Annotated in this window: 4 protein-coding genes; all 4 read left to right on the top strand. The window is 73.4% G+C overall.

Going from position 1 to position 4,570, the window contains the following annotated elements:
- Positions 1-179: 179 nt before the first annotated feature.
- A complete protein-coding gene (locus FNX44_RS24100) occupies positions 180-419 on the top strand; it encodes a hypothetical protein (protein ID WP_143651037.1) in 240 nt (79 codons plus the stop codon).
- A gap of 20 nt (positions 420-439) precedes the next feature.
- A complete protein-coding gene (locus FNX44_RS24095) occupies positions 440-1,795 on the top strand; it encodes an NYN domain-containing protein (RefSeq protein WP_143651035.1) in 1,356 nt (451 codons plus the stop codon).
- 325 nt (positions 1,796-2,120) lie between these two features.
- Complete coding sequence (locus FNX44_RS24090; protein WP_143651033.1) at positions 2,121-3,170, top strand: NlpC/P60 family protein; 1,050 nt, start codon at positions 2,121-2,123, stop codon at positions 3,168-3,170.
- A gap of 212 nt (positions 3,171-3,382) precedes the next feature.
- On the top strand, positions 3,383-4,441 hold the full coding sequence (locus tag FNX44_RS24085) for a C40 family peptidase (protein WP_407699202.1): 1,059 nt from the start codon (positions 3,383-3,385) through the stop codon (positions 4,439-4,441).
- The last annotated feature ends 129 nt before the right edge of the window (positions 4,442-4,570 follow it).

Below are 4,570 nucleotides of genomic sequence, written 5' to 3'. Positions count from 1 at the left end.
GTGTCCGGGAGACCGGTCATGAGGGGGATGATGACGGCTCGGACACCATGTCCCGGTCACGACACACGCGGTGTGTCGCAGGCCGTAGGGTTGCCGGGAAGAGCAGTTCGCGCCATCCCCAGCGGCGGACAAGGGCGGGGATGGCCGAGAAACCACCGCGAACGTGGAGGACAGCAAGCATGTCGGTCCCCGAGCCAACGGCCGAGACCCGTTGGCGCTGCACCCTGTGCGGCAACCTCACCCGTTTTGACGTCACCCGCAGCAGCCGGGTGGTGGAGTACGTCCACCTGGACCTGGCCGGCGAGCCGAAGGTGGAGGAACGGGAGGTACTGAGCGAGACGCTGGAGTCGGTGCGCTGCCGTTGGTGCAACGCGGTCGACCAGGTCGAGCTGGTCGACCGGCCCGGCGCGCAGGTCTGAGCGGACGGGCGGTGTGAGCGGTGGAGGAGTCGACCGGCGGTGAGCCGGAGCGGGAGCGGCGGCCCGCCGAGGAGTCGCACCGTCCGCTGCCGGAGAAGGTGCGGCGGCGGGTGGTCGCGCTCACCGGCGAGGCCCTCGGTGGGCTGACCGTCGCCGACCTGCCCGCTCCGCTGCGCCAGTACGCCCGCTTCGCCCCTGCCCGTCGTGTCCGGTTCGGCGGCAACGCGATGGCCGCCGCGCTGGAGTCCGACCCGGTGTTCCGGCAGCGGATCGGGGAGCGGCTGCGGGAGGCCGACGCCGAGCTGGCGCAGGCGTTGGAGGGCGGCACGCCGCCGGCCGCGGCCGACCCGGTGGACGTGGCCGCTTTCGCCTACGTCCTCCGCCCCGTCGACTGGGACAAGCTCGTCCAGACCGCCGGGGAGGAGGCGCAGCGCGCCCAGGCGGAACGCGCCGGCGAACAGGCCGAGCGTGAACTGGCCCGACTCCGGGAGGAGTTGGCGCAGGCGCAGAGCGCCGCGCGGGACGAGGCCGGGCGGCTGAGAGGCGAACTGGAGGCGGCGCGCAAGGAGAACGACTCCCTCCACCGCAAGCTGCGCAGCGCGGTGAGCGACGTCAAGCGCGGTGAGGCCGCGGTGCGCAGAGCGAAGGCCGAGGCCGAGGAGGCGCGCGCCCAGGCGGCGGCGCAGAAGGCCGCCGCGGACAGTGAGGCGCGCCGGCTGCGGGCCCGCGTCGCCGAGGCGGAGGCCGCGCTGGAGGCGGGGCGGCGCGCGGTGCGCGAGGGCCGCAGCGTGGAGGACATGCGGGTGCGGCTGCTGCTGGACACCGTGCTGGACGCCGCCCAGGGGCTGCGCCGGGAGCTGGCGTTGCCGCCGGCGACGCACTCGCCGGCGGATCTTGTGGACGCCGTCGAGCCCGGCCGGTTGAGCCCGAAGGACATCGCCCACCGGGCGCTGTCGGAGGAGGACCCGGCGCTGCTCGACCAGTTGCTCGCGCTGCCGAGGGTGCACCTGCTGGTCGACGGTTACAACGTCACCAAGACCGGTTATCCCTCGCTGCCGTTGGAGAAGCAGCGTTTGCGGCTGTTGGGTGGTTTGTCCATGTTGGCGGCGCAGTCGGGGGCGGAGGTGACGTGTGTCTTCGACGGGGCCGAGTTGGCCGCGCCGGTGCTGCTCGCGCCGCCGCGCGGAGTGCGGGTGCTGTTCAGCAAACCGGGGCAGACCGCCGACGAGTTGATCCGCAGGCTGGTGCGGGCCGAGCCGGAGGGGCGTCCCGTGGTGGTCGTCTCCACGGACCGGGAGGTCGCCGACGGTGTCGCGGCGGCCGGTGCCCGACCTGTCCCATCCGTCCTGCTCCTGAAGAGACTTGGCCGCACCTGAGTCGACGGTACGCGAGGCCATGGAAGCGGCCGGAAGTGTCCCTTGTCACCTCTTGGGGTGATCGACGCCTACGGAACGTCAGTTGACGGTCGCGGCGTGTGCGGCAATGGTAAAGGATCGCGCCGGACCGTGAGATTTTCCGGGCGAAGATTTGAAGCCGTCCCACGGCCCTCGCTAGTCTCAGGGCCCGAACCTTCGCACGGTTGATCGCCCATCCGGGGTGGCGGCGAAGGTACCGCCGAATCCGCGGCGTTCGCGCGGAGCCGGGGGCGCCCCTCCCGGGCGCACTTCCGGCAGGCGGCTGAGGAAGAAGGAGCTCGCCCCAGTGGCGTCCCACCGTCGTCCCAAGCAGCCGAGCCGTACGCGCGTCACCGTACTCACCGCCACCGCGGCCGCGGCGGTCGCCGTCACGGCGCACACCGCCCAGGCCGACCCGAACCCGTCCAAGTCGGACGTCAAGGCGAAGGTCGACAAGCTCTACAAAGAGGCGGGCGCGGCGACGGAGAAGTACAACGGCGCCAAGGAGAAGCACGACAAGCTCCAGAAGCAGATATCCCGCCTCCAGGACTCGGTCGCCCGCAGCCAGGACGAACTGAACAAGCTGCGCAACGGGCTCGGCGCGATGGCCACCGCCCAGTACCGCACCGGCTCCATCGACCCGTCGATGCAGCTGCTGCTCTCCGCCGACCCCGACTCCTACCTGGCCAAGGCCGCCACGCTGGACCAGCTCAGCGGCAAGCAGGCCGGCGCGCTCAAGCAGATCCAGGACCAGCAGCGTTCCCTGGAGCAGCAGCGCAAGGAGGCCAAGGACAAGCTGTCCCAGCTCGACAGCACCCGCCAGGAGCTGAACAAGAAGAAGCAGAGCATCCAGGGCAAGCTCGCCGAGGCCCAGACGCTGCTCAACCGCCTCACCGCCGCCGAACGGGCCGAGATAGCCCGGCAGGAGGCCGCGGAGGCCGAGCGCGCCAGCCGCTCCGCCGGTGACCGCGCCGACCTCGGCTCGCCCGGCAACACCGCCCCGCCGGCCCAGGGCCGCGCCTCCTCGGCGTACGCCGCCGCGCAGAGCAAGGTCGGCAGCCCGTACGTGTGGGGCGCCACCGGCCCCAACTCCTTCGACTGCTCCGGCCTCACCCTCTGGGCGTTCCAGCAGGCCGGCGTCTCCATCCCGCGCACCTCGCAGGCGCAGGCGAACATCGGCACCCGCGTCTCCCGGGCCCAACTGGTCCCCGGCGACCTGGTCTTCTTCTACGGCGACCTGCACCACGTGGGCTTCTACGCCGGCAACGGCCAGATCCTGCACTCGCCGAAGCCGGGCGCCAACGTGCGCTACGAGTCGATCAACAACATGCCGTTCCAGTTCGGCGTCCGCGTCTGAGCGGACCGACAACCCGACACGGTCCGAACCTCCTCCTTCCGGGTGATTCGGTGGCCGGAGAAAAAGCCGCGCCCCGCTGCTGACCTGCGTCAGCGGCGGGGCACGCTCTTTCGCCGGGCCGACGGTCCTTGGTCGGCTCCCCGCCGCGCGGCTACTGTCTGGCCCGCGCCGCTCCCATCCGGGGAGCGTCGGCGGAAGGAGTACGGGCCCTCGTGGTGTCACACTGGTCCCCTCGACACAGCCAGCCGCTTCCCACCAGGGGTGCCCGGCTGACCGTGCTGTCCGCGGCCGCAGCTGCGGCCGCGGCGCTGGGCACCGTGCCCGCCGGAGCCGAGCCCGGCGGCGGCCCGACCGACAGCGGCGAGGCCTCCGCGCGGGTCGACCGGCTCTACGAGGAGGCCGAGCGGGCCACCGAGAAGTACAACGCCGCCGCCGAACGCGTCACCGCGCTGCGCAAGCACGTCGAACGTGCCCAGGACCGCGCCGCGCGCGGCCAGGCCGAGGTCAACCGGATGCGGGACTCGCTCGCCTCCGTCGCCGGCACCCAGTACCGCACCGCCGGACTCGACCCGACACTGGCACTGCTGCTGTCCACCGAACCCGACGCCTACCTGGCCAGGGCCGCCGCACTCGACCTCGCCGGTTCCCGCGCCACCGGCCGGCTCCACGAACTCCAGCGCGCCCAGCGCGCCCTGCGCCAACACCGCACCGAGACCGCCGGCAAACTCCAGGAGCTGGAGAAGCAGCGCCGCGAACTCTCCCGCCACAAGCGGACCGTGCAGAGCAAGCTCAGCGCCGCCAGGCGCCTGCTGAACCGCCTCACCCCGGAGGAACGCGCCGACCGCGACCGCGCCTCCCGCAGCGGCGAGCGCCCCGGACAGGACGGGCAGCAGGCCGCGCCGACCGGTCTGCCGGTCCCTGCCTCCGGCCGGGCGGGCGGCGCGCTGTCCGCCGCCCAGCGCGCCCTCGGCAGCCCCTACGCCTGGGGGCAGGCCGGACCCTCCGCCTTCGACTGCGCGGGTCTGACCCAGTGGGCCTACCGGCAGGCCGGGGTCTCCATCCCCCGCACCTCCCAGGGCCAGGCGCACGCCGGACGCCGGGTCCCGCTGTCCCAGGCGCAGCCCGGCGACCTGGTGATCTACCGCGCCGACGCCAGCCACGTGGCCATGTACGCCGGCAACGGGCAGGTCATCCACTCGCCCTACCCGGGCGCCAAGGTGCGCTACGACCCGGTCAACATGATGCCGGTCAGCGCGGTGACCCGGCCGTGACCGGCCACCGGCCCGTGCGGCGACGGCCGTGAGCACCCGGCAGGCCGCGCCGTGCGGCCCCCGCCGACCGCGCTGACGCCCGGGCGACCGGCCCGGCCGCCCCGGCCGGGCCCCGGCCCCGGCGAACAC

The sequence above is a fragment of the Streptomyces alkaliterrae genome (assembly GCF_007097205.2).
Classification (GTDB): Bacteria; Actinomycetota; Actinomycetes; order Streptomycetales; family Streptomycetaceae; genus Streptomyces; species Streptomyces alkaliterrae.
The sequence above is the reverse complement of the archived record's forward strand: the minus strand, read 5'-3'. Positions and strand labels throughout refer to the sequence as shown.

Excerpts from the sequence above, each read along its gene's own strand:
- FNX44_RS24100 (WP_143651037.1), top strand. The coding sequence starts at position 180 with ATGTCGGTCCCCGAGCCAACGGCCGAGACCCGTTGGCGCTGCACCCTG.